Genomic DNA, 25,697 nt, shown 5'->3' on the forward strand with positions numbered 1-25,697 from the left:
CGGGTGGCGTCAGCGCTTGCCCATGGAACGGCGGCTACCCCGGGGCGCCGGCCCGGGACGGGAATCGTGGCGGCTGGGGTTGGCCTTCCAGTGGTTCGGCTGCTCGTCCTTGGCCTTCTGGAAACGCTTGGGGGAGAAGGGGAAGGCGAAATCGGGAATCGCCCGTTCCGTCGTGTCGGCGGCCGCGTCGGTGGGCGCAAGGTCGGGGGTGGAGTCGTCGGCAGAAGTCATGGGGGTTACCGCAGTGGAGTCGTCGGCCGCTGGCCGGAAGGCGCGCATTATAGCGAGGCCGCGGGGCCGGAAGGCAGGCCCCGCGAGTGCCGCCCGGCGGCGAGGTCGGCGCGAGCCGGCTCAGGGCGCCGGGTCTTCGTCCTCGTCGGCATCGTCGTCTTCCGCGTCGCTGCTCTGGGGCGCGGCCAGCAAGGCGTTCACCAGGGCCATGGCCTTGTCGAAGGATGGGTAGCCGCTCTTGGCCACGTCCAGCCCGGCATAAGCCTTGCGGTACTTCTCGGCCTGCTGGGGGTCGGCCTCGGTGATCAGGTACGGGTCGCTGTAGATCTTGTAGAGCAGGGCGGTGGCGTAGGGGTGCTTGCGCTCGGCGGAGCGCTCCAGCAGCTTCATCACCTCGTCCACCTGGGGCCCCTGGCGGATCATCAGCACGGCGCGGTAGAAGTCCGCCTCGCCGGTCTTGTCCTGGGTGGCGGCGCGGTCCAGCAGCGCCTGGGCCAGCTCGTAGTTCTCCATGTCGCCGGAGGCGATCAGCAGCTTCGCCTGGAGCATGTCGTTCTGGTACAGCAGGCGTTCTTCGCGGCAGTGGTCGCCGCTCATGGGCTCGTCGCAGGTGGGCGAGGAGGAGCAGCCTGCCAGGCCTAGCAGCAACGCAGCGCCGAAGGCCAGGCCGGTACCGGGGAAAGGGTGTGCCATGGGGTTCGCTCTGAACGGATTCGGGGTTCGACCCGGCAGCGCCCCGAAGGGTTCGCCGCCGGCCAGGTTTCCCGAGCTTAGCGGAATCGCCGGGCATCCGGCACCCTCGGCCCCGATACGGCAGGGCCGTGCCCGCGACGCCGCCTTCGACGAGCCCGCTTGCCTCTGGAGGGGATGGCGAGACGCCGAGGGAGCGCCTTCCGCACCCTCTACCACAGGCCGCGGATTTACGCCGGGCTGCGTCCCAGGGGCTGGCGGTGGGCGACGATCTCCGGCAGGTCGTGGCGGCGCATGTACACCCGCAGCGGTTCGCCGAGGTTGAGGCGGTCGTCGATATGCAGGTCCAGCAGCAGCTGGATGCGCTGGCGTTCCAGGGTCATGGTGCCGGCGCCCTCGGCGCGCCAGACGAACTCGCTCACCGGGGCGATGCTGTCCTCGGCCACATCCATGCCGAAGGAGTCCTCGCTGAAGCGGACGATGTGGCGACCGGTCTTGGTGTTGTAGCCGACGAAGCCGTTCAGGCGGTCGGCGGCCTCGCAGATGTGGGTGGAGGTGATGCTCATGGCTGGCCTCGCTGGAGGCGCGCGGGGAACGGACCCGCGGCCGGGGTGAAGGGGACCACGCAAGGGCGCCGCGTCTTCGTCGGATGCGGTCGATTCGCGTTTATACCAGCGGCGCGGGCGGCGCGCGTCGCGACCTGGCGTCGCAGCGTCGCCACCGTGCGAGCCGCCGCCACCTTGGTATCCGCGCGCCGCCGCGCTAGGCTGCGGCATTGCCCCCTCGCCACGAGCCCGCAGATGCCCGGCCCCCTCGATTTCAAACGGAAGATTTCCTGCCGACGCCCTCACTCGCGTGGCGACACCGAGGGCGCCGGGCCGACCGGCTTCGTCCTGGACGAGGTGGTGGACCAGCTGGAGAGCGACCGCGGCCGGATCATCCAGTCCGCCGCGGTGCGGCGCCTGCAGCAGAAGACCCAGGTCTTTCCCCTGGAGCGCAACGCCGCGGTGCGCAGTCGCCTGACCCATTCCCTGGAGGTCCAGCAGACCGGCCGCTTCATCGTCCGCACCCTGTACAAGCAGCTGGGCGGGGAGGCGGCCCGCCATGGCCTCGACGGCCTGGAGCGGGCCCTGGAAAGCCTGGTGGAGATGGCCTGCCTGATGCACGACGTGGGCAACCCGCCGTTCGGCCACTTCGGCGAATTCGCCCTCAACGACTGGTTCGCCCGCCACTTGGACGCCCTGTTCGACGCCGCCGTGCCCGCCGGCACCGGCGATGCGCCGCTGGCCGCGCGCATGCGCGCCGACCTGCGCGCCTTCGAGGGTAACGCCCAGGCCATCCGCCTGGTGGTGCGCCTGCTGCGGCTCAACCTGACCTACACCCAGACCGCCGGCCTGCTGAAGTACGTGCGCCCGGCCTACCGGCCGCGCCCCGGCAACGGCGAGCCGGCGGCCTACCTGAACAAGAAGCCGGGCTTCTACCTGTCCGAGGAAGGCTTCGTCGCCGACCTGTACGCCGCGTTGCACATGGCCCCGGGCACCCGCCACCCCATCACCTACGTCATGGAGGCGGCCGACGACATCTCTTACTGCCTGGCGGACATCGAGGATTCGGTGGAGAAGGGCATCCTCGACGTGCCGCGTCTGGCGAAGCTGCTGATCGACACCTATTCCGGGCTGGCCGGCGACCGGGCGGGGCAGCCGGTGGCCGAGGCGGTGCCGAGTTTCCAGGCGATGGTGGAAGCGGCCGTGGCGCGCTGGGAAAACGAGCCCATCAACAAGGTGGGCGAGTTCTTCATCGGCCTGCGGGTGAGCGTGATCCACCCCCTGGTGCGCCACGCCGCCGGGCAGTTCATCGCCAACCTGGAGGCGGTCTACCACGGCACCCTGGACCGGGCGCTGATGGAGGATGACAGCCTGCCCCACGCCATCGTCCAGACCTTCAAGAACGTGGCCCTGACCCACGTGTTCTGCCACCGCGAGGTGGAGACCCTGGAGCTGCAGGGCTACCGGATCATCCAGGGCCTGCTGGACTTCTACGCGCCGCTGCTGCGGCTGGACGCCGAGGCCATGCAGTGCCTGGCCCGGGGCGAGGGCGGGGCGCCCCACGCGGTGCTGCTGGCGCGGCGCCTGCCGACCCAGCAGCGCAAGGCCTACCTGGAGGCGCTGAGGGACCACCCCGGCCATGACGCCGGGCTCTGGGAGTTCTACTACCGCTGCCGGATGCTGCAGGACTTCGTCAGCGGCATGACCGACCAGCACGCCCAGGACGAATACCGGACCCTGTCAGCCTTATGAATCTGCCATCCCGCCACGCCGGCCCGGGCGCGCGCCTGCCCGAGGTGCTCCGTATCCTGCTGCGTCACGCCAAGGCGATCACCGGCACGGCCTCCCTGGTGGGCGCAGGCCTCGGCCTGGTCTTCCTGCGCGTCTACCTGGGGGCGATCGGCCGGCCGGAGCTGTTCATGGATTCCCTGGACGTGGGGCCGGCACTGTTCGCCTGGCTGGGGGCGTCCGCCCTGGTGGGCGTGGCGACCCTGGCGGCCTTGGCGATGCCGTCGATCGTGCTGGGCATTTTTGTCTCGGCGCTGCGCCTGCCGGAGGCGGTGCGGGCGACGGTGATGAAACGCGCGCTGGTGACGGTGGCGGTGGGCTTCGCCAGCTTGTTCGGCTGTCTGCTATGGATTACTACAGAAATGGCGCGGCTGGCCTTGCCGGTGGTGCTCATCAGTGTAGGAACAACATTGGTGATGTTTAGGCGTTGGGACCGAGGTTTCCAAACCGCGTGGGCTTCTACCCTAGCAGCACAGGCCAACCCAGACGCCCATGGCACTCGCTATGGCATGTTGGCAATCGCCATCGTCCTTTTGGCTTTTGCTGCTCTTGCTGGCGTGTATCCAGTTTCCTTGGCGCTTGAGGCTTATCGAGGTGGCGATGGCGAATGGGCGCAGTGGAAGGGCCTACTGGTGGGTTTCCTGTCCATGCTGCTAACTCTACTGCCGGCCGCCACCTTCTACCTGAACGAAGGCGCAATTTTGCGCAGGTTTCAAAACCTGGCCCTCGGCACCGCGATCATGGCGATCCCGATGCTGTTCATGTCTACTGCGATCGTCCAGATCGTCGTCTATGGCGCCGCCGGCCTGGTGCAGGTGCGCCAACAGGCGGTGCTGACCCTGGCCCTGGACGCCCGCTACCCGCCGGCCGCGTTCCAGGGCGGGGCCTGGCACGGCCAGCCCTTGGGCGACGGCCGGGTGCGTATCGAGGCGTTCCGCCTGTACAGCTTCGGCGGGTTGCACCTGCTGTGCCCGGCCCGCTGGGTGGACACCCGGCTTGAGAACTGGCCATCCCGCGCCAGCGCCTGCGTGCCGGTGCACACGGATGACTACGTCGTGTTGCCACCGACTTCCCGCGTGTCGCCGCCCGCAACAGAAGGTGAGGGGCCAGTGGGCTGCGTCTCGGCCCGGCCTTTCGCCCAGCCGCCGAGGCTGCGGCCCGACGGACGGGTCTGCCTGTTCGCCCAGCCGCTCTGAGGCGCTCCGGTTGCCCGCCGGGCAATGTGCGCCCGGCTTCGTTCGCCTCGGGTTGGATACGCGGGGCGGTCCCGCGTCGTACCGCTCCGCGATGCACTGCCCAGGGCCCGACAGCCTGGCGTCACGGGTCCTTCTTCAGCAGGTCGGCCAGTCCGGCCAGGCCCTTGAAGGTGCTCTTGGGGCCGCGGTCGCTGCCCGGGGTCGGTTCGGCGAAATACTGGTTGTCGGTGTAGCGGGAGTGCTCGTTGTCGTGGCAGTACAGGCAGAGCAGCTCCCAGTTGGAGCCGTCCTCGGGGTTGTTGTCGTGGTTGTGGTCCTTGTGGTGCACGGTCAGTTCGCTCAGGCGCTTGCCGGAGAATTCCCGGGCGCAGCGTCCGCATACCCAGGGGTACAGCTTCAGGGCCTTTTCCCGGTAGCCTTGCTCGCGCTGGCTGTAGGGGATGGGTTTCGTGCCGCTCATGGATGATCGTCTCCCTGCTGGGGTCGCCACCGGTCGTGGCAGCGCCTATCGTCAGTTAATCCGATCCCTGGCCGGCTGGCCATCGGCGGCGTTGACCCGCGTCAGTCGGAGCCGGTTTGATGCCAAACAGATAGCACTTTTCCGGAATAATGGGTTCGCATGGTCACTTTCCTTAGAGCCAGGGACTGGTTCCGCTTCGAGGTTCCAATGACACAACGCGAAAACCGTCGCGCCGGCTGGCTCGACAACCTGTCCGTGGGCAAGAAACTCGGCCTCGGCTTCGGCTCGATGCTGGTGGCGATCCTGCTGGTGGCCGGCATCGGCGCCATGAGTACCTCGCAGCTCAGCGCCCTGGTGAACAAGACCGAACTCACCTCCGCGATCCTCAACCACGGCCTGGAGATGCGCCTCTACGAGGTGGGCTACGCCACCACCGGCGACCCCGCCCAGCTCAGCGCCCAGGCGGACGCAGCGCGGCGCATGGACGAGAAGATCGACGAGGGCCTGCGGCGCCTGGTCCGCCCCGCCAGCCTCGCGCTGCTGCGCCAACTCAAGGAGAGCATCGGCGCCCACCACGCCGCCTTCGACGCCCAGGTGCGGGCCAAGCAGGCCAGCGGCGATGCACGCAAGCCCATGGTGGAGGTGGCCGATCAGCTGAGCGCCTCCTACGCCGCGCTGCTGGCGGAGAGCCAGCGCATGGCCGAACAGAACCCCTCCGCCGACACCGTGAATGCGGTCAAGGTGGCCATCGGCCTGGAAGAGCAGGTCTCGGCCACCCGGGTGCTGAACCTGCCCTACCTGTCCACCCCCACGCCGCAGACTTCCGGGGCGATCCTCGCCAGCATCGAGCGGCTGGCCCAGGCCACCGCCGCGGCCCGCAGCAGCCTGTCGGCGGAATACGCCGACGAGCTGCAGCGCGCCAGCACCGCCCTGGAGCATTACCGCAGCCTGCTGCAGACCGTCTTCCAGCAGGACCAGCAGTTGCAGGCCCGGGAGCGCGAGCTGACCCAGCTGACCGCCCAGAACGTGGAGCGCCTGCACGCCCTGACCGCCGACCAGCTGAAGGGTGCCGAGGAGCAGCGGGCCAGCGCCGAGACCGAGCTGGCGATCATGGTTATCGTCGCCCTGGCGCTGGGCTGCCTGGCGGCGTGGCTGGTGCACCGGCAAATCGTGCCGCCCCTGCGGCGGACCGTGGAGGTGGTGGAGCGGGTCGCCGCCGGCGACCTCACTGTGCAGACCGACAGCGCCCGCCGCGATGAGCTGGGCCTGCTGCAGCGCAGCATGCAGGAGATGGCCCGCAGCCTGCGGGAGTTGGTGGGCGGCATCACCCAGGGGGTGACCCAGATCAGCACCGCGGCGGAGGAGCTGTCCGCGGTCAGCAACCAGACCAGCGCCGGGGTCGGCCAGCAGAAGAGCGAGATCGAGCAGGTGGCCACCGCCATGAACGAGATGGCCTCCACCGTCCACGAGGTGGCGCGCAACGCCGAGGACGCCTCCCACGCCGCCAGCGACGCCGACGGCAAGACCGCCCACGGCACCGCCGTGGTGGCCGACACCGTGCGCCAGACCTCGGTGCTGGCCCAGGACATCGAGCAGCTGGGCGAGGCCATGGTGCGCCTGGCCGGGGAGAGCGAGAAGATCGGCAGCGTGGTGGACGTGATCAAGAGCGTTGCCGATCAGACCAACCTGCTGGCGCTGAACGCCGCCATCGAGGCGGCCCGGGCCGGCGAGCAGGGCCGCGGTTTCGCCGTGGTGGCCGACGAGGTGCGCGCCCTGGCCCGGCGCACCCAGGACTCCACCCAGGAGATCGAGAGCCTGATCGCCGCGCTCCAGGCCGGTACCGGCGACGCCGCCCAGTTGATGGAACGCAGCCGCGAGCGCACCGAGCAGACCGTGGCGTTCGCCCGGCAGACCGAGGACGCCCTGCAGGCCATCAACCAGGCGGTCTCGCGCATCCAGCAGATGAACCAGCAGATTGCCACCGCCGCCGAGGAGCAGAGCGCCGTGGCCGAGGAGATCAACCGCAGCGTGGTGAACGTCCGCGACATCGCCGACCAGTCGGCGGCGGGCTCGGAGCAGACCGCCGCGTCCACCGTGGAGCTGGCGCGCCTGGGCGCCCAGTTGCAGGGGCTGGTGGCCCGCTTCAAGGTCTGACCCGGCGGCGACGGCCGGGCGGCGATTCGCCGGAATCGCTCGCCGGCCCTCGCGGTCCAGATGAATTCCCCATCGGTAAAGGAGGTTCATCATGGGCAAGCTGACCGGCAAGATCGCCATCGTCACCGGCTCCGACTCGGGTATCGGCCAGGCCACCGCCATCGCTTTCGCCCGCGAGGGCGCGGACGTGGTGGTGACCTACCACACCGACCGCCAGGGCGCCGAGGCGACCCTGGAGCAGGTCCGCCAGGCCGGCCAACGCGGCCTGCTGCAGCGCCTGGACGTAACCGATGAGAGCAGCGTCGAGGCGCTGTTCCAGAGCGTGGAGCACGAATTCGGCGCCCCGGACATCCTGGTCAACAACGCCGGGGTCGGCGTCAGCGGGCCGGTCACCGAGCTGAGCACCGCCGACTTCGACAAGGTCATCAAGACCGACCTGTATGGCCCGTTCTTCTGCACCCGGGCCTTCCTGCGTCGCCGCCAGGCCCGGGGCGGCCAGGGCAAGCTGATCAACGTCACCTCGGTCCACGATTCCATCCCTAGCCCCAACCACGCCGCCTACGGTGCGGCCAAGGGCGGGCTGCTGACCTTCACCCGCAGCGTCGCCCTGGAAGCGGCGCCGCTGAAGATCAACGTCAACGCCATCGCGCCCGGCCTGATCCACACCCCCATGACCCAGGAGCGGGTGGAAGACCCGGAGACCCGAGCCAAGGAAATGCCGCGCATTCCCTGGCGCCGCCCTGGCCAGCCCGAGGAAGTGGCGCAACTGGCGGTTTACCTGGCCAGCGCCGACGCCGACTACGTCACTGGGCAGAACTTCGTCATCGACGGCGGCCTGGAGATGAACTGGGGCCAGGGCGCCTGACGTTTCCCCCTCGCATCGGCAAGACGGCCCATCGGTTTCGTCCGGCCGATGCCCGGGGGACGATCGCGAGGCTTTCGTCGCCCCCGACAGAAGGCCTGAGCGGTAATCCGTTGGGGCACCTGGCCAGCCGCGACCTCTGCCGGCTGCATGACCTCATCGGTAGCGAAGGGAATGGGCCGGTGCGCCCGTGAAGGACTGGAAGGTCACCGTGGGCCACCGCTCATCAGCCGCTGCGCTGGGAGGCTGAAGGCGCGTAGCGTCGTCATGTTCGTTATTCCGCCATGTCCAACCCGGGGATCACCGGAGCTTGAGTGAACCGGCCTGATCCTCTGGGGTGTGATGTCTGCGTGCACATCAGGCGCATCCGGTAGAGGCGCTGGCAGCCAGGCGCCCGCGGCTCTGGATCTTCCTGCGACCGCTGCGGGTCCAGGCAGATGCGTCCTTGGCGAGCCCACGGGTCGATCCGCTGAACCGCTGCCGGCGGGTCCGGTCTTCTCTGCTTTAGTACCCAAGGAGCCCGCTATGCCTGCCTATCCCGACGACCTGGACCTCGACGCCCGCTACGCCGCCGCCCGGGACATCGCCCTGGCCGCGGCCGCCCTGGGCATGGACTACTACCGTCGCCGTGACAGCCTCACCGTGGTGCACAAGGGCGGCGACATGCAGGACCTGGTGAGCGTCGCCGACCGGGCAGTGGAGGACTACATCCGCCAGGAACTGGGTCGGCGCTTCCCCGAGGATGGCCTATTGGGGGAGGAGGGCGGCCCCCAGGACCTGGGTGCCCGCTGCCTGTGGGTGATCGACCCCATCGACGGCACCACCTGCTTCCTCAACGGCCTGCACAACTGGTGCGTGTCCATCGGCCTGATGGTGGATGGCCGGCCCTGGCTGGGGGCTATCGCCGATCCCAACCATGGCGAACTGTTCCACGGCTGCCGTGGCCGCGGCGCCTTCTGCAACGACACCCCGCTGCGGGTCAGCGCGGCTACCCACGTCAGCCAGGGGGTCACCGCCGTGGGTACCAACCATCGCCTGGACAGCGGTCCGTTCCTGACCTTTCTCCAGGGCCTGCTGGCCGAGAGCGGGATGTTCCTGCGCACCGGGTCCGGGGCGTTGATGACCGCCTACGTGGCGGCGGGCCGGCTGATCGGCTACCACGAGACCCATTTCAAGAGCTGGGACTGCACCGCCGCCCTGGTGCTGGTGGAAGAGGCCGGCGGCCTTGCCAACGACTTCTTCCGCGACGACGGGCTGCTGCGGGGCAACCCCTTCCTGGTGGCGGCGCCCGGGGTCTACCGGCAACTGGAAGCCCTGATCGGGCCGACCCTGCACCAGCCGATTCCAGAGTGAGTCGACTGGAAAGGCCCGGCGTGGCTTGGTGCTGTGGCGCCGGCGGCCGGGTTCAGCCCAGTGACCTAAGGGCGAGAAGCCTGCGCCATGCGACAGGGTGGCCCAGCCGGACGTGCTCAGGCGCGACGTGCCGGGGTCGACGGGGCGAGGCCCGGCGCACATAGGCAACCCAAATGAACGCCCGGCCCGAAGCCCCTCCCCGTGGTCCACCGGGTGGCGCCGGGGCGCGGGTGGCTTTCGTCACGGGGCTGGCCGTCAGGGCATCAGGTGCGGGCGCATCAGCGCCTCGAACCAGTCCAGGAATACCGCCAGCCGCCGCGACCGCTGCCGGCGGTGCGGGTAGACCAGCGACACCGCCATGGCGGCGGGGCGGTGGTCCGCCAGGACTTCCCGGAGCGCCCCGGCGTCCAGCAGGTGTTGCACGTCGAAGCGCGGGATCTGCATCAGGCCGAGCCCGGCCTGGCAGCAGGCGATGTAGCTCTCGGCGTTGTTGGCCACCACCCGGCTGGGCACCGCCAGGGCCTCGCCGTCGGCGCCCGCTTCCCAAGGCAGTTCCCGGCCGGTGCGCGGCGAGGCATAGCCCACCGCCCAGTGGCCCTGGAGCAGGTCGTGGGGGTGCAGGGGCTCGCCGTGTTCCTGCAGGTAGGCCGGGCTGGCGCAGTTGATCAGGGCGATATGCCCCAGGGGCCGCACCGCCAGGCCACTGTCGTGCAGCGCGCCGATGCGCACCGCGCAGTCCACCCCTTCCCGCACCAGGTCGATGGCGCTGTCGCTGGACCCCAGCAGCAGCTGCAGGCGTGGGTGCTGGCGCAGCAGGCCCGGCAACGCCGGCGCGATCAGGCGTCGGGCGATGCGGCTGGGCACGTCCACCACCAGCCGGCCGGAAACCTGGCGCTGGCTGGCCTGGAACAGCTGGTCGATGTCGTCCACCTCCGCCAGCAGGCCGCGCACCCGCTCCAGCAACTGCTCGCCATCCGCGGTCAGGCGCACCCGGCGGGTGGTGCGGTGCAGCAGGCGCACCCCCACCTGCGCCTCCAATTGCTGGATCGCCGCGGACACGGAGGCCCGGGGCCGTTCCAGGGCGTGGGCGGCGCGAATGAAGCTGCCCATCTCCGCGACCCGGACGAACACCCGATATTGATCGACTCGATCCATGCACGCGCCCTCGACGCTGGCCTTGGCGGTTGAACGGCGACGCCTGCCCCGATCCGGAGCAGGCCGGTTACCGCTCGCCCGCTCACGGGCATCGATTCGACGCGGCCGGCGCCCCCGGCCTTCAGCGGGTGGCGCCGTTTCCGGGCGAGCGGCCGGCAGAGCATAACCGCAACGCGGGCAGGTGCGCCGGGGCACTCACTTGGTGGTGTAGCCGCCGTTGATGAGGATGGTCTGGCCGGTGATCCACCAGCCGTCGCTGACCAGGTGGCGGATGAAGGGCACCACGTCCTCGATGTCGGTGAGGCCGGTGGTGGAGAACGGCGACAGCGCCGCGGCGGTCTTGTGGTAGGCCACCGCGTCCGCGCCCTCGGCGGGGTAGAAGAACGGGGTGTCCATGGGGCCGGGGCCCACCGCCGTCACCGAGATGCCCCGTTCGCCGAATTCCTTGGCCGCCGCCCGGGTGAAGTGCTCCACCGGCGCCTTGGTCCCGGCATAGGCCGCATAGAACGGCGTGAAAGCCCCCAGCAGCGAGGTCACCAGGGTCAGCACCTTGCCGTTGTCGTTGACGTGCTTGCCGGCTTCCTTGAGGAAGAAGAACGCGGTCTTGGCGTTCACCGCGCTCATGGTGTCGTATTCGGCCTCGGTGACGTCCTGCAGCGGTTTCTTCAGCACCTTGCCCACGGTGTTGATGGCGATGTCGGGCCGCCCCACCGCCGCGATGGTGTCGGCGAACAACTTCTCCATGGCGGCGGCGCCGGTCAGGTCGCCTTGCAGCGCCACGGCCTTCGCCCCCAGCCCCTGGAGCGCGGCCACAGTGGCCTCGGCATCCGGTTTCGACGACTCGCTGTTGTAGTGAATGGCCACCGCCCGGGCGCCCTGGGCGGCCAGGTCACGGGCGATCAAGCCGCCCAGGTTCTTGGCGCCGCCGGCGATGAGTACGACCTTGCCCTGGATGGAGTGGTCAGCCATGGAAACCTCCTGTGCATGAGTGAGACCCCAGGGTAAGCAGACGGCCTCGCTGGATAAATCGGCTCGATTGGGATGGTTTGTCCAGGATTGTGGGCTAATGGGGCGGTGGGCGGCACCTGCTGATCACTCTGGATCGGTCACGTTTGAAGTTGTTTTTTGGTTACGTTCACGTTTTCGGGGCGCGCTTGCGTGCTTCCGTGATCCAGGCCCGCTTCGCCGTTGCGAGGCGCAAAACCGCTGTGCCACAGTCCCGCCGCGTTCACGGAAGGCAATTCACAAGAGGGAAACCATGAGCACCCGCGCCGAACCCGGCTTCTACATCGTCCAGGACCCGATGCCCCAGGGCAGCCTCGAACGGCTGCTGATGCCCGATGCAACGGCCCCGGTCCTGGAGAAATTCCGTAGCCTCAATCCCCACCTGAGCCAGTGGGCCAAGCCGGGCCAGATGGCGGTGATGAGCGCCTCCCCCGAACGCCTGTGTACCGTGCAGGAAGCGATGCTGATGGAAGCGGCCGCCAAGGTGGACGCCGCCCTGACGCCCCTGAGCGACGACGACGCCCGTTTCCTGGTGCGCAACCGCGACTTCATCGAACCCTTCTTGCAGGACGGGTCCGGCGCCCTCGGCACTGCGAGCCTGATGGTGGGCAAGCACCTGGACGACCTGGGCAACACCCTGCGGTCACTGGAACAGCTCTACCAGCGCAGCTTCGACCAGACCGGTACCCTGCGGGGCAACGCCTTCTTCGCCGAGCGCCAGCAGCTCATGCGCCAACTCGACGCCAGCCTCGGCCCGCTGGTGCGCAAGGGCGTCGGCCTGCCCGACCACCCCAGCCTGCGCCACGCCCTGGGCCTCTCCAGCCGCAGCCTGCTTCACCACTGGAGCAAAGCCGGCCGGGCCGGCGCCATTCCCGGCTACTCCACCTACCTCGAAGGCACCGCCCGGGCGTCCCGCTACATCAAGTACGGCGGCTATGTCGGCATCGCGCTCGATGCCGGCTACAGCGGTAGTCGCATCTACACTGCGTGCACCGTGGGACGCAGCGAGGAATGCCGGAGAGTGCAACTTATAGAGGCTGGTCGATTTGGTGGTGGCTTGGTAGGAGGAGCACTGGGAGGTTACGTCGGCACCTTAGCCGTGGCTCCAATCTGTGCTGCTATTGGAGTCGGTACATTTGGAGTTGGTGGAATGATGTGTGGGCTTGTAGTTGTCGGTACAGCAGGCACAATTGCCGGTGGTGCAGGTAACTCTATCGGGGAGACTGCGGGAGAATTGGTATATGAAGGTGTTCGCTAATTATGACACTTAAGCTATTAATAGTTATCGTCTCTGCGGTAGGTGCGTTTTTTACACTTGCGATTGGGGTTTATATGACAATCCTCTCTCTTCGTATCCTCGATGAAGTTGAGAGTCATCTTCATCGATCCGCTTTGGTGAAAAATAATAGAAATAATATGGGGGGCGGTTGGATAGGATGCACCTATCGCTTGCTTCAGATCAATATGGCCTTATTGATGAAGGAGTTTTTCATAAAAAAGGGAGAAATGGATCAACAAGACTTGCTCGAATTTCCAACTGATTTAGAAAAGAAAATAACCAGGCCGGGGCGGGTTTTGCTAGTAAGCGGACTGTTTACTTTTGCTGTTTTGATATATGCACGTTATAGCTCTGTTTTGCATTAAGTAAATTTGATGGTGAAGTTTTTATATGCGGTGGTTGTGTGTTTTTTTATCGTTTTCGCACTGATTGCTTTTTGCTTGGCAGTCTATGTGTCGATTTTTAAATTGGACGAGATAGAGAAATATCTGGAAAATTCAGCGGCTATCAAAAGAAGTCCCTTGGCTGCCCGTAAGGGATGGTGGGAACGCCTTTATAGAACAGACCAGATAGCGGGGCTTTTAATGTTCGAACGATATAGCTTGAGGAAAGGTATTCTGGCACTCGAAGACTTGGATAGACTTCCCATTAATCTGCATCGTTGGGTCACCTGGTCATACGGGGTCTTGGCAATGAACGTCATAATCTTCATGGCGCTTGTTCAATATGGACGATACCGAGGGTGGATTGGCGTCGCTTAGTGGTTTTGGTTGAAGTTCGATTTTTTAACTGCCGAGTTGACTTCATTTGCCTCTGTTCACGGTCGCAGTCGTCTATCTCGACGATCTCCCGTTGCGCGGAGAGGTCGAGTGCGATTTGCCAGGCCGTTATGAGATGAGCAATAGATGACTTTCAAACATTCCTTATTACTGCTCATATGGGCTGCCACTTTCATTGCCTTGGTTAGCGGGTTGTACCTATCCAGGCTTTCATACCAAGTGCTGGAAGAAGCAGAAAGCTATTTCAAATTGTCGCCATTGGTGGCCGGTAATAGGAAGCTCTTGGGTAATGGTTTTTTTGGAAGAACCTATAGACTGATACAGTTATCTTCAGGGCTGATTTATCAGGGTTTCTATATAAAGAAGGGCGCTTTGATTGAGCGGGAGGTTTTGAGTCTTCCATCTTCTTTGAGAAGAAGAATAACGGTCCCAAATAAAGTTCTTCAAGTGAGCGGGTTCCTGGCGTTGGGTGTTGCCATGTATGCAAGTTATAGTGGAGTTCTCAGGTAATTCGCTTTGTGAGACGAAAAGGTCTGCGTGATAATGCCTAGCGTAGGTGTGGTACTCCTTATAGTCGTCATGGTGAGCGTTCTCATAGGGTTCTTGCTGACGCTCTACATGGCGTATGTGGCAATCAACTATCTAGACGATTTCGAGATGCACCTAAAGCGGTCGAAGCTCGTCATCAGTAACAGACTCCTCATGGGCGATAGCATGACGGGTAAAACGTATCGTTTGCTTCAAATATCTTCCTGTCTGAGTCTGCGTGGTTTTTCAATAAGAAAGGGTCAGCTTGATCCAGATGATTCTTCCGAGTTTCCACAGTATTTGGCCAGAAAAGTAGTATGGCCAAGCCGGCTGATCCTGATTTTCGGCTTTATAGTGCTCCTGGGTGGAGGATATGGGGAATACTTCAACGGCTATAAGTTGTGATCGGAACAGTACCCATGTCTAAGATAGTCGCTGCGCCCTCAGGATGAAGTCGAGCGTCATCTGCCGCGGTCTGCGTTGGTGAAGAACAACAGGTACCACATGGGCGGTGGGTGGATCAGCTGTGCCTAGCGCGTGCTTCAAATCACTCCGGCCTTGTCGATGAAGGCGTTCTTCATCCGGAATGGCGAAATGGATCGGCAGGACCTGCTGGAATTTCCCGCGGATCTGGAGAAACGGATAACCCGGCCTGGGCGGATATAGGGGATAAGCGGAGTATTGACCTTCGCCGTTCTGTTGGATGCCCGCTTCGGTACCGTGCTGAGGTGAGCGGTACGGGATGGTGCGAGCCGTCCCTGTCGCCGAGCAGGGCCGCCCCGGGTGGGCGCCCTGTCGGAGGGGACGATCAGTCCTGGCGGCTGGTGACTTCCAGCAGGTGGTAGCCGAACTGGGTCTTCACCGGGCCTTGCACGACATTCAGCGGGGCGCTGAACACCACGGTGTCGAACTCCTTGACCATCTGGCCCGGGCCGAAGGAGCCCAGGTTGCCGCCGTCGCGGCTGGAGGGGCAGGTGGAGTGCTGTTTCGCCACCTGGGCGAAATCGGCACCGTCTTCGATGGATTTCTTCAGTTCGTTGCACTGGGCTTCGGTGGCGACCAGGATGTGGCGGGCAGTGGCTCGGGCCATGGGACGACTCCTTGTGGAAGAGGCCGCCGAGCCTACCGGAAACCGCGCCCGTTTCAAGCCGCATCCGTCGCGACCCGGCCGCGTTTCGACCTCGCCGCGTCACGGATAGGCGTGGCGCCCCGTCTACTTCACGGCCTTGACGATGGCTTTCACCACGCGCGAGGGGATCTGGTACAGCTGCTTGTCGTGCCCCGCGCGCTGGAAGACCAGGGTTTCCCCCAGGGACCAGACGACGGCGACGTTTTCCAGGGTGCAGCGTTCGTCCAGTTCCAGCAGCTGGCGCGTTCCCGCTTCGCAGTACTGGGCGTCCAGCACCAGGCGTTCGGCCGTGTAGTGGCCCAGGCCGAGGCGTTGGATGGTTTTCTCCGGCAAGGTTGTCAGCGTCCCGCTGTAGAACGCGATGATCATGGCGAAAAACACCGATGTATGGAGGGCGAAGCTCCATCCACCGATGGGTGTCGCCGCACAGAGGGCGGCGATGCCGCTCAAGACGAGGGTCACGCCTATCAATAGTGGCCATTTGGCCGCGCCGCCCAGGAATTCCTCGAAGCGCGAAGCGGAATCGAACAGGGTGTAGGCCGTGAAAAGGCTGACCATCATCAGCGGCACATAGGCCGCGAATCCATAGTTCAGGAAGGCGAAGCGCGGAAGGCCGAAGCGCCATTGGAGCAACAGACCGCTGAGCAGGCCGACGCCGATTGGCGCGAATTTTATGTACGTCACATAACTGGAGGGATCGTTCAGCAGGACCACCAGTTGCAGGGTGGCCAGCACCATGAACGGCAGGAAGAACGGCAGGATCAGCAGCGTCACGGCGAAAGGGGTTCGGTCCTCTTCGCGGTAGGGGCGGGCATAGCGCAGTTCATCCTTGATCGTCGGTTTTTCCAGGAAGAACTGGAAAATCACTGCGCCCGGCAGGAACAGCAACAGGACGATCGCCCCGATCACCACGACGCCGACCACCGCCGCGGCCAGCAGCAGCGAAGAGAACTGGAACAGGTCGAAGCTTGGGTAGAAGCCGTACTGGTTGAAGTAAGCCAGGAAGATGGAGAAGCCGAACAGCGGTGGAAAGACCTTGATCATCCAGCCGAGATGACGCTTGAAGGCGGCCTCTGAAGTAGCGATCAGTCGCATCATCGGGTCGTATTCGGAGACCTGCCTGTCCAGCCAGCGGCTCATGTTCGGTTCCATCCAGGTGAAGGGCGGCGATTGTCGCATCGCCGCCCCCACGGCGACAGGCCCGCCGCCACGGCGGATTCGCTTAGTCCCGGGCCGGTTTCTCCGGCAGGCGCGCCAGGACCTGGTCGAGACGGGCGAGGATCAACTGGTCGATCTTCTCGTGGACCCGCATGATCTCCAGCTCGGCCCGCAGGTTGACCTCGAAGTCCAGGCTGGCGGCGAGGCGATCCTTCGCCGCCTGGCGGTTCTGGCTCATCATGATGATCGGCGCCTGCACCGCCGCCAGGGTCGACAGCATCAGGTTGAGGAAGATGTATGGGTAGGGGTCGAAGGCCAGGCCGAAGTGCTGCAGCACGTCGGTGTTGAGCAGCATCCAGCCCAGCAGGACCAGCGAGAAGCCGACGATGAAACCCCAGGAGCCGCCGATGGCGGCCACCCGGTCGGAGAGCCGCTCGCCGACGGTGGCCATCTGGTCCGACACGTCCGCCGCGTCCCGGGACACCGGGCGGTGCTGGTGGATCTTCTCCAGCACATGCGTCTCTTCCGGTTCGAGGGCATGCAGCTGCTTGCCGAGCAATTGTTGGGCGAGGTATTCCAGGGGATGGATCGTACTCATGGGGCACCTGTCGAAGAATCGTCCGTGTGTTCGCGGCCCCGATCCTGCATCGCCGCTGACAGGTTTGTCACGCAGCCCCGGGCTGCCTTACGAGGGATACCCATGCGCCGCATCGTCCGTTCGTCCTTGCCGTTGGCCCTGCTGCTGGCCGGCGTCGTCCATGCCTCCGAGGAAAGCCGGCTGATCGAGCAGATCAACGCCCTGCGCGCCGAGCCGCCGGTCTGCGAGGGGCAGCACGCCGAGCCGGCGGGGCCACTGTCCGCCGACCTGCGGCTGTCCGAGCCCACCCAGACCGACATCGGCGCGCTGCAACAGGCCCTGAGCCAGAACGGCTACCCCATCGCCGCCCTGCAACTGATCCGTCTCTCCGGCCCGGCGGATGCGACGGCGGCCATGGCGGCCATGGGGCAGAAGTTCTGCCGCTCGCTGCTGGGGGCCCAGTACACCGACGTGGGCGTGTCCCGCAGCGGCCAGGAATGGCGGGTGGTGCTGGCCCGGCCGCTGCTGTCCGGCGGGCTCGGCCCCTGGGAGGTAGAAGGGCAGACGGTGCTGGAGGCGGTCAACCAGGCGCGGGCGACACCCCGTACCTGCGGCCAGCAGGCGTTCCCCGCGGCACCGCCCCTGGCCTGGAATACCGCCCTGGCCGAGGCCGCCCGTGCCCACAGCCTGGACATGGCCAACCACGACAGCTTTTCCCACCGCGGCAGCGACGGCAGCCTCACCGACGAACGCGTGCTGCGCACCGGCTACACCTGGCACCAGCTCGGCGAGAACATCGCCGCCGGCCAGGATTCCGCCAAGGTGACGGTGGACGGCTGGCTGGCCAGCCCGGCCCATTGCGCCAACCTGATGAACGCCACCTTTACCGAGACGGGCGCCGCCTACGCCACCGACCCCCGCAGCCAGGCCGGCATCTACTGGACCCAGGTCTTCGGCGCGCCTTGAGCCTGGGCAGGCCGCTCTTGTCGTGACCATGGCCGGGTCCGCCGCGACCGCCTGGCAGGTGGCTCGAACACCACGCCCGCGCGCCGGCTCTCACCTTCAGGACGCCCTGATCAGGAGAAGCCGATGACCCCGCCCAACGACCGCCATGGCCGCTTTACCGAGGAGCCCACCCGCGAGGAACTGGCCGCCGGGGAGCCGGCCGCCGAGGAACCGGACGTGACCATGGTCGATGCCGGAGAAGGCGGACCCGGAGAGGACCCGGATTTCGACGAAGCCGGCGAAGGCGTGCCCGACGCCCCCCGTGACGAGGAAAACGCACCATGAATCCCAAAGATCCGTCGGCCCATGGCCTGACCCCGCAGGACCAGGACGAGCACCGCAGCGAGCCCGATAACGCAGCGGATGTGCCCGACCCATCCCTGGAGGACGAACCGTCGGCGCCGCCGAATGCCGGTGAAAGCCCGTTGGGCTGAATCAGCTAGGAAGGCCAGCCAGGATCGGCCGGATTTTCCCAAAGACGTCCTGGCACGACGTGCCTGAGGGCCCGCACTTATCGTGACGTGAACGGGGTAGTGCGGGTATCGGGCTTACTTCAGGCGCTCGGCCAGAACGGCCTGCGCTCGGCGCGGTGCAGAACGGGCAATCGTCGCAACCTCGCGTCGATCACATAGGGTTGGGCTGGCACGCTCACTTTCAGGCCCCTACATCGCCACCCTGCCTTATCGAACGGGTTGGTGGCTGTTTCTGAGCTTCTAGCCCATCTCGCCTGTGAAGCACGTCCGTTTCTTCAGGCGGAGCGTGCTGCGATTGCCCGGGCTGGTAGCGAATCCCGAGTCGGGTGTCAGTCAGTACCGACCATTCGATTCCCGTCTGCCATGCCATCACGTCACCCGATCCCGGCGTGAATCCTGCTTTCCCGAGCCTTCGAGTTCGCCGCCCTCACTGAGCGCGGCGAATGGTCTTCATCAAATCCTCGGGGCTGATCTGGCCCACCACCGGCTGGCTGCCCGGCTGCGGCAGGCCGAGGATGTGGCCCTTGATCTTGCCGATCACGTGCATCTCGCAGGGCTTGCAGTCGAACTTCAGGGTCAGCACCTCGTCGCCATGGATCAGCTGCATCGGCTGCACCTTGGTGCGCACGCCGGTGACGCCCTTGGCCTGCTTCGGGCAGAGGTTGAAGGAGAAGCGCAGGCAGTGCTTGGTGATCATCACCGGCACCTCGCCCGTTTCCTCGTGGGCCTCGTAGGCAGCGTCGATCAGCTGCACGCCATGGCGGTGGTAGAAGTCGCGGGCCTTCTGGTTGTAGACATTGAACAGGAAGGACAGGTGCGATTCCGGGTACACCGGCGGCGGGGTGGTCTCGGCCTTGCGGCCGCCGCGGGGATGGGCCCGTACCCGGGCGGCGGTGAGCGCCTCGATGGCCTCGCGGCGCAGGGCCTTCAGCTGGGAGTTGGGGATGAAGAAGGCCTGGGGGGCGTCCAGTTCGATGCGGTCGGCGTGGTACTCGGTGGTGCCCAACTGGCCGAGCAGGTCGTGCAACTGCTCCAGCGCCTGTTCCGGCTTGTTGGCCACGCCGAACGGCCCGTCCAGGACGGCGCGGGCACTGACCCCTTCCTCGCTGGTGGCGGTCAGTTCCAGGCGTTCCTCGCGCAAGGTGGCGACCCAGGTCAGGCTGACCCGGCGCTCGGCGGAGGTCTTCAGCAGCGCCTGCTGCCAGTTGTGGTCGAGGTTGCGCGACAACGGGTGGTTCGGGCGCAGGCGGTGCAGCCCCTCGGGCATTTCGTTGGGCTCGACGCGGTAGCGGTAGCGCGTTTCGCCGTCCTCCTCGAACGTGCCCCGGGCCTCGGCGACGTTGGCGCGGAAGCCCACCACCTCGCGCTTCATCAGCACGTTGAGGCCATCGCCGTTGGACAGCGGCTCGCGGGTCGCCACCATCAGGTCGCGCTTGCCCACCTTCTCCACCACGCCCACCGGCAGGCCGGTGAAGGTGGGCGAGTCGAAGGCGCCGATATCGATCTTGCGCTCGCTGACGAAGTAGTCGGTGCTGCCCCGGTGGAAAGTCTTGTCCGGGTCCGGCACGAAAAAGTGGTCGGTGCGGCCGCTGGAGGCGCGGGCCAGGTCCGGGCGCTCGGCGAGGATGCCGTCCAGGCGCTGGCGGTAATAGGCGGTGATGTTCTTCACGTAGCCCATATCCTTGTAGCGCCCCTCGATCTTGAAGGAGCGCACCCCGGCGTCCACCAGGGCGCTGAGGTTGGCGCTCTGGTTGTTGTCCTTCATGGACAGCAGGTGCTTCTCGAAGGCCACCACGCGGCCCTGGTCGTCCTTCAGGGTGTAGGGCAGGCGGCAGGCCTGGGAACAGTCGCCGCGGTTGGCGCTGCGGCCGGTCTGGGCGTGGGAGATGTTGCACTGCCCGGAGAAGGCCACGCACAGCGCGCCATGGATGAAGAATTCGATGGCCGCGTCGGTCTCGTCGGCGATGGCGCGGATTTCCGTCAGGTTCAGCTCCCGGGCCAGCACCAGCTGGGAGAAGCCCGCCTGGTCGAGGAACTTCACCCGCCCCAGGGTGCGGATGTCGGTCTGGGTGCTGGCGTGCAGCTCGATGGGCGGGATGTCCAGCTCCAGGATGCCCAGGTCCTGCACGATCAGCGCGTCGACGCCGGCGTCGTGGAGCTGGTGAATCAGCGCCCGGGCCGGCTCCAGCTCGTTGTCGTGGAGGATGGTGTTGATCGTGGTGAACACCCGCGCGTGATAGCGATGGGCGAATTCCACCAGCCGGGCGATATCGCTCACCTCGTTGCAGGCATTGTGCCGCGCCCCGAAGCTCGGCCCGCCGATGTAGACGGCATCGGCGCCATGCAGGATCGCCTCGCGGGCGATGGCCACATCGCGGGCAGGGCTGAGCAGTTCCAGGTGGTGCTTGGGTAGGGACATGGCGTTCAGGCTTCGGCACGGGGCGGTCGGACGCAAGGCCCGCCGCCGGAATCGTTATAGGAAAGGGCGGCATTGTACCGGCGGATGACCGCCGGCGGGGCGAGGGGCGGGGCCGTTGATCGTGTGGGACAGGGGGCGGTGCTTCTCTGGTGGGCGGCCTTTACCCGGGCAGCGCTACCGATGGCGCTCGGTCGAAGGCGTCCCGCCGCTGGAATCCGGCGAGTCGACACGTGGTGAGCTGATGTCCGGCGAACCAACGCCCGGCGAATCGGCACCCGACGTATCGACGCCCGGTATGAGGGTCTCGAGGGTGTAGTCCTTCAGCGGCAGGATGCGGGTGCTCTCGCCGAGGATCAGGGCGATGCGCTGCTCGGATGCCGCGAACACGTAGCCCCGGGCGATTTCCCTCTCACCGTCCAGCAGCCGGACGCAGCGTTTGCCTTGAGCCTTTTCACAGGGCACCGCATAAGTACGGGCATCCCGCTCGATGGAGCGTACAGCGCCTTCCTCTCCCATGATCGCGGGCACGATCAGGATGCTGTTGATGACCAGGGGCATCAGCAACAGGACCAGGCTGACCGCTAGGGCCATGCCCAATGCGACGACGATGCGCGCCAGGTGAGGCCGTCCCACCAGCCAGCGGGGCATCCTGGCCCCCTTGAAGAGCCCGGGGTTATTGAACAGGTAAACGTATTCCAGCATCAGGAGCGCGAGCAGAAGCACCGTCGAGCACCAGGCCTTGGCACTCAGCAGTACCGAATACCAGCCCATGCCGATATTGAGCGCTGCGACATACGCGCTGACGAAGGTATCCGCCAGCGTGAGGGGAAACAGGTCGACGGAAACGTTGAAATGGCGAGCGTACGCCTGATAGTGCGCCATACCGATCAGGTAGGCGAACCCATACCCGACTACCCCGAGCAGTGGCAGGAAGGCCAGCCAGTTGAAGCGCACCCGGGGCGCCTTGGTTGCGTTGTCGTCAGTCATCTCTCATCCCTGTAGAGCGTGTTTGGCAAGGGTGTAAGCGGTGCGGCTTCCGCTCGGAAGCCCGTGTCCAAAGCCCTAGTGCGCAGGGCTTGGCAAGTCGGTAGGGTGGATGACGCTTCACCCATCCACCAAGAAGAAACGCTCCCCACTACATCCCCTGACTCCTCGTCGCGCCAATCCCTATCCCTGTATGGCCGCCCATCGACGCCTTGCCCGCGAGGGTGCCATCCACCAGCCGGATGCTGTTCCGCCCACCCCGCTTGGACTCGTAGAGCGCGAGGTCGCCCTGTTCGATCAGGGCGACGAGGCTCGCGGGTGGCCGGTCGTAGAGGCTGGCGCCGATGCTCAGGGTCACCGCTTCGGGCGTGGCGAACGCCTTGGCGGCCGCATCGTGGAAGCCTCGGCGCAGCCGGTCGCCCAGGGCCGCGATCCGCTCGCCCGAGGCGTCCCGCAGCAGGATGACGAATTCGTCGCCGCCCAGCCGGGCCGCCAGCGCGCCGTCCGGCAGCACCGCGCGGATCATCTCGCTCAGGGTGACCAGCAGCCGGTCGCCGGCGGCGTGCCCGTGCAGGTCGTTGACCAGCTTGAAGTTGTCGATGTCGATCAGCAGCAGCGCGCCGGGGCGGGCGGGGGAGGCCTCCCGGAGCAGGTGCGGCGCCCGGGTCTCCAGGGCGCGCCGGTTGTACAGGGTGGTCAGCGGGTCCCGCGCGGCCAGCCGTTCGATGCGCTTTTCCCGCCGGTAGCGGACGGTGCCGGTCATGGACAGCGCGATCAGCATGATCGCCATGGCCCCCTCCACCAGGGAAACCTGGATGATCTCGCCCCGGAAGGCCGCGAGGTCGATCAGCGTGCCCGGGACCAGCGCCGGGATCGCCTTGGCCAGGTAGAACAGCCCGTGGCCCAGCAGCACGTAGCGCAGCTGCGCCGCCCCCGCCCCCAGGGAGCCGCCGTGTGGGCGCAGGAGCGCGCCGGCCCTGATGGACGGCAGCGCCACCAGCAGGGAATTGACCAGCAGCATCACCTTGGGCCATTGCTGCTCGCCCGGCAGGAGCAGCAGGGCCAGCCAGGCCGCCGGCGCCAGGTACCAGGCGCGGGACAGGCGCGTCGCGGTGAACTGGGCGACCCCCACCAGGAACAGCCAGTGGGCGACGATCAGCAGGCCATTGGCGAACCAGATGCCGATCAGCAGCAGGCCGCTCCCGCGCAGCAGGGCGAGGGTCGAGCCCAGGCTGATGGTGGCGAAGCCGAGGCTCCAGAACAGCAGGGAGGCTTCGCGAACCCCACGCCACTCGATCGCCAGGTACAGCGCCGCGGCGGCCGCCAGGGCTATGGTGAGGGTCAACATCGTGGGGGCATCGAGCGCCATGTCCGGTCGGCCTGCCTGGTTACCGTGGAAAGAGAACGGCGGTGGCTGGCCCACCGCCATCAACGCGATTCAAGGCAGCGATTGTAAGCGAGCGAAGGGGCCGGGCGCTCCTCGTCCGTCTGGGTGAGCGGTACTGTGCAGGTGGTGGGCCATTGGTGGGCACGCGTCGCGTTGCCCACCCTACACAGACCGTAGGGTGGAAAACCGCTTTGCGTTTTCCACCGACAGCGCATCGGCTTCACGCCGAGTCGGGTTCCTGGTGGGCAAGCTTCGCGTTGCCCACCCTACGCAGGCCGTAGGGTGGAAAACCGCTTTGCGTTTTCCACCGACAGTGCATCGGTTTCACGCCGAGTCGGGTTCTGGTGGGCAAGCTTCGCGTTGCCCACCCTACGCGGACTGTAGGGTGGAAAACCGCTTTACGTTTTCCATCCTCAGCGCGTCGGTTTCGCGCCGGGTCGGGTCCCCGTATGCAAGCTCCGCGCTATCCGCCCACGCACGAAACACGTGCCCTGAACGCCCGAAGGTCGGCTCGTTGGGGAGGGGTGGGATATGATGCGCGCCCTTTCCCGGTTGACTCCCCAGGTGCCCATGTCCGGCAACGCGCTCTATACCGATCTGTCGGGTTACTACGACCTGATGTGCGCCGACATCGACTACCGGGCGCAGAGCCACTGCGTCCACCGGTTGCAGCAGCTGTTCGGCAATGGCGGGAGGCGGCACCTCGACCTGGCCTGCGGCACCGGCCCCCACGTGAGCCACTTCATCGAGGCCGGCTACTGCAGCAGTGGGCTCGACATCAACCAGCCCATGCTGGACCGGGCCGCCCGCCGCTGCCCGGGCGCCCGCTTCTCCCGGCAGGACATGTGCGGGTTCACGGTGGAGGAACCGCAGGACCTGATCACCTGCTTCCTGTACTCGCTCCACTACAACGCCACCCTCGACCGGCTCGCGGCCTGTATCGCCAGCGTGCACCGCGCCCTGGCGGCGGGCGGGGTGTTCTGCTTCAACGCCGTCGACAAGACCCGGATCGACAACGCCTCCTTCACCGCCCACAGCGCCCGCCACGACGGGGCCCTGTTCGACTTCCGCTCCGGCTGGCACTACCCCGGTACGGGCGAGCGGCAGTCGCTGAGGCTGCGCATCGACCGCACCCAGGCCGGCGACACCCAGACCTGGCACGACGAACACCCCATGGTGGCGGTGAGCTTCGCCGAGCTGCAGGCGCTGTTGCAGCCGGATTTCGACGTTCACGTGTTCGAGCACGACTACGACAGGCTCATCCCGTGGGACGGCGCCTCCGGCAATGCGCTGTTCGTCTGCGTGAAAGGGTAGGTACGCGGTAAGGCTTCGACCCCGCCAACGTCCGATTCCGTAGGGTGGAAAACCGCAACGCGTTTTCCACCGACCGCGTGCCGGCTCACTCCCGAGGCAGGTCTGGGCGGACACGCAACGCGTTGTCCACCCTACGCCCTTGCATCCATTCCATGGGGCGAAAGTGGCGAAGCCTTCCTTCATCGCTGGTTGCCGCTCTACCTGTGAACGAGGAAACTGCCTGGTGACTACCGGGTAGGTATTCGGTAACTATCGCTGTTGCTTTGTGGTTACGTTCACACTTCCAGCATCCTCTCTGCGTTCGAGGCGGACACTCGCCCCTGCGTCGTTGCGACGGCAAGAATCGCTGTGTCACAGTCCCGGCCGATTCATTCATGGATGGCATCGCAGGGAGAGAATTCATGCCGACACCGGCCGAGCCCGGCTTCTATATCGTCCAGGACCCCATGCCGCGCGGCAGCCTCGAGCACCTGTTGATGCCCGAGGCGTCGTCGGCCACCCTGGGCAAATTCCGCAGCCTCAATCCTCACCTCAGCCAGTGGGCCAAGCCCGGTCAGATGGCGGTAATGAGCGCCTCCACCGACAGCCTGTGCACGTTGCAGGAAGCCCTGCTGATGGAGGCGGCCGCCAAGGTCGACGCTGCCCTGGCGCCTATGAGCGATGACGACGCCCGCTTTCTGGTGCACAACCGCGACGTCATCGAGCCGTTTCTCCAGCAGGGCGGGGGCGCTATCGGCACGGCGAGCCTCATGCTCGGCAAGCACCTGGACGACCTGGGCAAGGCCTTGAAAGCCCTGGAACAGCTCCACCAGCGCAGCTTCGAGCAGAACGGTAGCCTCAAGGGCGCCGCCTTCTTCGCCGAGCGCCAACGCCTGATGCGCCAGCTCGACGCCAGCCTCGGGCCGCTGGTGCGCAAGGGCATCGGCCTGCCCGACCACCCCAATCTCCGCCACGCCCTAGGCCTCTCCAGTCGCAGCCTGGTCCACCATTGGAGCAAGGCCGGACGAGCCGGCGCCATCCCCGGCTACTCCAGCTACATCGATGGCACTGCCCGGGCGGCCAAGTACATCAAGTACGGCGGTTATGTCGGCATCGCCCTGGACGCTGGTTACAGCGGCAGCCGCATCTACAATGCCTGCACCGTAGGGCGAGAGGAGGAATGCCGGAAAGTGAAGTTCACCGAGGCGGGGCGGTTTGGAGGGAGTTTGGTGGGTGGGGTTCTGGGG

Annotated in this window: 26 protein-coding genes and 1 pseudogene; 15 read left to right on the forward strand and 12 right to left on the reverse strand. The window is 66.1% G+C overall.

All coding sequences use genetic code 11. The features are described from left to right. Positions 1 to 9: 9 nt before the first annotated feature. The 3 genes from FM069_RS18855 to FM069_RS18865 form a co-directional block, all read right to left on the reverse strand. Positions 10 to 231 carry a hypothetical protein gene (locus FM069_RS18855; protein WP_143489919.1) on the reverse strand — a complete coding sequence of 74 codons (222 nt, stop codon included), beginning with the start codon at positions 229 to 231 and terminating at the stop codon, positions 10 to 12. A 120-nt stretch (positions 232 to 351) separates the two neighbouring features. Then, the gene (locus FM069_RS18860; protein ID WP_143489920.1) at positions 352 to 924 is read right to left on the reverse strand and encodes a hypothetical protein; all 573 of its coding nucleotides are present in this window, start codon (positions 922 to 924) and stop codon (positions 352 to 354) included. A 227-nt stretch (positions 925 to 1,151) separates the two neighbouring features. Next, positions 1,152 to 1,487 carry a DUF2025 family protein gene (locus FM069_RS18865; RefSeq protein WP_143489921.1) on the reverse strand — a complete coding sequence of 112 codons (336 nt, stop codon included), beginning with the start codon at positions 1,485 to 1,487 and terminating at the stop codon, positions 1,152 to 1,154. A gap of 234 nt (positions 1,488 to 1,721) precedes the next feature. Here FM069_RS18865 and dgt point away from each other — a divergent pair, with 234 nt between their 5' ends. Together dgt and FM069_RS18875 are read left to right on the forward strand one after the other, a co-directional pair. After that, positions 1,722 to 3,218 (forward strand): dGTPase, encoded by a 1,497-nt coding sequence (gene dgt, locus FM069_RS18870; RefSeq protein WP_143489922.1) that lies wholly within the window; start codon positions 1,722 to 1,724, stop codon positions 3,216 to 3,218. Between the two features lie 44 nt (positions 3,219 to 3,262). Then, positions 3,263 to 4,450, forward strand: coding sequence for a hypothetical protein (locus FM069_RS18875; RefSeq protein ID WP_143489923.1), 1,188 nt, complete (start codon positions 3,263 to 3,265; stop codon positions 4,448 to 4,450). 121 nt (positions 4,451 to 4,571) lie between these two features. Here the strand turns inward: FM069_RS18875 and FM069_RS18880 are convergent, their stop codons facing one another. Next, positions 4,572 to 4,910, reverse strand: coding sequence for a YajD family HNH nuclease (locus FM069_RS18880; RefSeq protein ID WP_143489924.1), 339 nt, complete (start codon positions 4,908 to 4,910; stop codon positions 4,572 to 4,574). Between the two features lie 402 nt (positions 4,911 to 5,312). Between FM069_RS18880 and FM069_RS22405 the strand changes: the two are divergent. The 4 genes and pseudogenes from FM069_RS22405 to FM069_RS18895 all read left to right on the forward strand — a co-directional run. After that, positions 5,313 to 6,209: pseudogene (locus FM069_RS22405) on the forward strand (HAMP domain-containing protein); the annotation flags it as partial. A gap of 141 nt (positions 6,210 to 6,350) precedes the next feature. Next, positions 6,351 to 7,064: a methyl-accepting chemotaxis protein gene (locus FM069_RS22410; protein WP_407681598.1), complete on the forward strand. Its 714-nt coding sequence runs from the start codon at positions 6,351 to 6,353 to the stop codon at positions 7,062 to 7,064. A 91-nt stretch (positions 7,065 to 7,155) separates the two neighbouring features. After that, positions 7,156 to 7,929 (forward strand): SDR family NAD(P)-dependent oxidoreductase, encoded by a 774-nt coding sequence (locus FM069_RS18890; RefSeq protein ID WP_218570315.1) that lies wholly within the window; start codon positions 7,156 to 7,158, stop codon positions 7,927 to 7,929. A 522-nt stretch (positions 7,930 to 8,451) separates the two neighbouring features. Beyond that, positions 8,452 to 9,279, forward strand: a complete 828-nt coding sequence (locus FM069_RS18895) for an inositol monophosphatase family protein (RefSeq protein WP_143489927.1) — start codon at positions 8,452 to 8,454, stop codon at positions 9,277 to 9,279. A 255-nt stretch (positions 9,280 to 9,534) separates the two neighbouring features. Here the strand turns inward: FM069_RS18895 and FM069_RS18900 are convergent, their stop codons facing one another. Beyond that, positions 9,535 to 10,434: a LysR family transcriptional regulator gene (locus FM069_RS18900; RefSeq protein ID WP_143489928.1), complete on the reverse strand. Its 900-nt coding sequence runs from the start codon at positions 10,432 to 10,434 to the stop codon at positions 9,535 to 9,537. Between the two features lie 195 nt (positions 10,435 to 10,629). Beyond that, positions 10,630 to 11,403, reverse strand: coding sequence for an SDR family oxidoreductase (locus FM069_RS18905; RefSeq protein WP_143489929.1), 774 nt, complete (start codon positions 11,401 to 11,403; stop codon positions 10,630 to 10,632). 289 nt (positions 11,404 to 11,692) lie between these two features. Between FM069_RS18905 and FM069_RS18910 the strand changes: the two genes are divergently transcribed. From FM069_RS18910 to FM069_RS18925, 4 genes are all read left to right on the forward strand, one after another. After that, a complete protein-coding gene (locus tag FM069_RS18910) occupies positions 11,693 to 12,697 on the forward strand; it encodes a hypothetical protein (protein WP_143489930.1) in 1,005 nt (334 codons plus the stop codon). A 2-nt stretch (positions 12,698 to 12,699) separates the two neighbouring features. Beyond that, a complete protein-coding gene (locus FM069_RS18915; RefSeq protein ID WP_143489931.1) occupies positions 12,700 to 13,083 on the forward strand; it encodes a hypothetical protein in 384 nt (127 codons plus the stop codon). A gap of 9 nt (positions 13,084 to 13,092) precedes the next feature. Further along, the gene (locus FM069_RS18920) at positions 13,093 to 13,479 is read left to right on the forward strand and encodes a hypothetical protein (protein ID WP_143489932.1); all 387 of its coding nucleotides are present in this window, start codon (positions 13,093 to 13,095) and stop codon (positions 13,477 to 13,479) included. 144 nt (positions 13,480 to 13,623) lie between these two features. Beyond that, positions 13,624 to 14,007 (forward strand): hypothetical protein, encoded by a 384-nt coding sequence (locus FM069_RS18925; protein WP_143489933.1) that lies wholly within the window; start codon positions 13,624 to 13,626, stop codon positions 14,005 to 14,007. An 826-nt stretch (positions 14,008 to 14,833) separates the two neighbouring features. Here FM069_RS18925 and FM069_RS18930 read toward each other — a convergent pair. The 3 genes from FM069_RS18930 to FM069_RS18940 form a co-directional block, all read right to left on the reverse strand. Beyond that, a complete protein-coding gene (locus FM069_RS18930; protein ID WP_143489934.1) occupies positions 14,834 to 15,115 on the reverse strand; it encodes a peptidylprolyl isomerase in 282 nt (93 codons plus the stop codon). 123 nt (positions 15,116 to 15,238) lie between these two features. Further along, positions 15,239 to 16,294 carry a hypothetical protein gene (locus FM069_RS18935; protein WP_143489935.1) on the reverse strand — a complete coding sequence of 352 codons (1,056 nt, stop codon included), beginning with the start codon at positions 16,292 to 16,294 and terminating at the stop codon, positions 15,239 to 15,241. 82 nt (positions 16,295 to 16,376) lie between these two features. Further along, positions 16,377 to 16,910, reverse strand: a complete 534-nt coding sequence (locus FM069_RS18940; protein ID WP_143489937.1) for a DUF1003 domain-containing protein — start codon at positions 16,908 to 16,910, stop codon at positions 16,377 to 16,379. A 102-nt stretch (positions 16,911 to 17,012) separates the two neighbouring features. Here FM069_RS18940 and FM069_RS18945 point away from each other — a divergent pair, with 102 nt between their 5' ends. The 3 genes from FM069_RS18945 (at position 17,013) to FM069_RS21675 (ending at position 18,328) form a co-directional block, all read left to right on the forward strand. After that, positions 17,013 to 17,855 carry a CAP domain-containing protein gene (locus FM069_RS18945; protein ID WP_143489939.1) on the forward strand — a complete coding sequence of 281 codons (843 nt, stop codon included), beginning with the start codon at positions 17,013 to 17,015 and terminating at the stop codon, positions 17,853 to 17,855. A gap of 123 nt (positions 17,856 to 17,978) precedes the next feature. Continuing rightward, the gene (locus tag FM069_RS18950; protein WP_143489940.1) at positions 17,979 to 18,179 is read left to right on the forward strand and encodes a hypothetical protein; all 201 of its coding nucleotides are present in this window, start codon (positions 17,979 to 17,981) and stop codon (positions 18,177 to 18,179) included. Continuing rightward, positions 18,176 to 18,328 (forward strand): hypothetical protein, encoded by a 153-nt coding sequence (locus FM069_RS21675; protein WP_178106852.1) that lies wholly within the window; start codon positions 18,176 to 18,178, stop codon positions 18,326 to 18,328. Before FM069_RS18950 ends, FM069_RS21675 begins: the two co-directional genes overlap by 4 nt. Positions 18,329 to 18,794: 466 nt before the next feature. On the opposite strand, the gene FM069_RS18955 is transcribed toward FM069_RS21675, so the two are convergent. The 3 genes from FM069_RS18955 to FM069_RS18965 all read right to left on the reverse strand — a co-directional run bounded on the left by FM069_RS18955 (position 18,795) and on the right by FM069_RS18965 (position 23,139). Continuing rightward, positions 18,795 to 20,786: a peptidase U32 family protein gene (locus FM069_RS18955; protein WP_143489941.1), complete on the reverse strand. Its 1,992-nt coding sequence runs from the start codon at positions 20,784 to 20,786 to the stop codon at positions 18,795 to 18,797. A 174-nt stretch (positions 20,787 to 20,960) separates the two neighbouring features. After that, positions 20,961 to 21,773 (reverse strand): hypothetical protein, encoded by an 813-nt coding sequence (locus FM069_RS18960; protein ID WP_143489942.1) that lies wholly within the window; start codon positions 21,771 to 21,773, stop codon positions 20,961 to 20,963. Between the two features lie 148 nt (positions 21,774 to 21,921). Continuing rightward, entirely contained in the window at positions 21,922 to 23,139 is a 1,218-nt protein-coding gene (locus FM069_RS18965; RefSeq protein ID WP_143489943.1) for a GGDEF domain-containing protein, read from the reverse strand. Between the two features lie 588 nt (positions 23,140 to 23,727). On the opposite strand from FM069_RS18965, the gene FM069_RS18970 reads away from it, so the two are divergent. Then, entirely contained in the window at positions 23,728 to 24,471 is a 744-nt protein-coding gene (locus FM069_RS18970) for a class I SAM-dependent DNA methyltransferase (protein ID WP_143489949.1), read from the forward strand. Positions 24,472 to 24,872: 401 nt separating this feature from the next. Next, on the forward strand, positions 24,873 to 25,697 hold an 825-nt coding region (locus tag FM069_RS18975), incomplete at its 3' end, for a hypothetical protein (protein WP_143489944.1).

This window comes from Pseudomonas mangiferae (assembly GCF_007109405.1).
Lineage (GTDB): Bacteria > Pseudomonadota > Gammaproteobacteria > Pseudomonadales > Pseudomonadaceae > Pseudomonas_T > Pseudomonas_T mangiferae.